This window comes from Streptomyces gamaensis (assembly GCF_042656465.1).
GTDB lineage: Bacteria > Actinomycetota > Actinomycetes > Streptomycetales > Streptomycetaceae > Streptomyces > Streptomyces gamaensis.
Map to the genome: position 1 here is coordinate 1 of NZ_JBHSPB010000058.1, position 1,406 is coordinate 1,406.

Below are 1,406 nucleotides of genomic sequence, written 5' to 3' on the forward strand. Positions count from 1 at the left end.
GGGTGAGACCTGATGCCGAGCCGATTGTGGTGAAGTGGATGATCCTATGCTGTCGAGAAAAGCCTCTAGCGAGTTTCATGGCGGCCCGTACCCTAAACCGACTCAGGTGGTCTGGTAGAGAATACCGAGGCGTTCGGGTGAACTATGGTTAAGGAACTCGGCAAAATGCCCCCGTAACTTCGGGAGAAGGGGGGCCATGTCTGGTGATGGAGTTTGCCTCCGGAGCTGGGTGTGGCCGCAGAGACCAGCGAGAAGCGACTGTTTACTAAAAACACAGGTCCGTGCGAAGCCGTAAGGCGATGTATACGGACTGACGCCTGCCCGGTGCTGGAACGTTAAGGGGACCGGTTAGCGACTCTTCGGGGTTGCGAAGCTGAGAACTTAAGCGCCAGTAAACGGCGGTGGTAACTATAACCATCCTAAGGTAGCGAAATTCCTTGTCGGGTAAGTTCCGACCTGCACGAATGGCGTAACGACTTCTCGACTGTCTCAACCATAGGCCCGGTGAAATTGCACTACGAGTAAAGATGCTCGTTTCGCGCAGCAGGACGGAAAGACCCCGGGACCTTTACTACAGCTTGATATTGGTGTTCGGTTCGGCTTGTGTAGGATAGGTGGGAGACTGTGAAGCATGCACGCCAGTGTGTGTGGAGTCGTCGTTGAAATACCACTCTGGTCGTGCTGGATGTCTAACCTGGGTCCGTGATCCGGATCAGGGACAGTGTCTGGTGGGTAGTTTAACTGGGGCGGTTGCCTCCTAAAGGGTAACGGAGGCGCCCAAAGGTTCCCTCAGCCTGGTTGGCAATCAGGTGTTGAGTGTAAGTGCACAAGGGAGCTTGACTGTGAGACCGACGGGTCGAGCAGGGACGAAAGTCGGGACTAGTGATCCGGCGGTGGCTTGTGGAAGCGCCGTCGCTCAACGGATAAAAGGTACCCCGGGGATAACAGGCTGATCTTCCCCAAGAGTCCATATCGACGGGATGGTTTGGCACCTCGATGTCGGCTCGTCGCATCCTGGGGCTGGAGTCGGTCCCAAGGGTTGGGCTGTTCGCCCATTAAAGCGGTACGCGAGCTGGGTTTAGAACGTCGTGAGACAGTTCGGTCCCTATCCGCTGTGCGCGTAGGAGTCTTGAGAAGGGCTGTCCCTAGTACGAGAGGACCGGGACGGACGAACCTCTGGTGTGCCAGTTGTTCTGCCAAGGGCATGGCTGGTTGGCTACGTTCGGGAGGGATAACCGCTGAAAGCATCTAAGCGGGAAGCCTGCTTCGAGATGAGGACTCCCACCCACTTGATGGGGTAAGGCTCCCAGTAGACGACTGGGTTGATAGGCCGGATATGGAAGCATCGTAAGGTGTGGAGTTGACCGGTACTAATAGGCCGAGGGCTTGTCCTCAGTTGCTCGCGT

General features: G+C 56.4%; 1 rRNA gene. It reads left to right on the forward strand.

From position 1 onward, the window contains the following. A 23S ribosomal RNA gene (locus ACFP1Z_RS33660) occupies nt 1–1,394 on the forward strand; the annotation flags it as partial. Nucleotides 1,395–1,406: the final 12 nt, after the last annotated feature.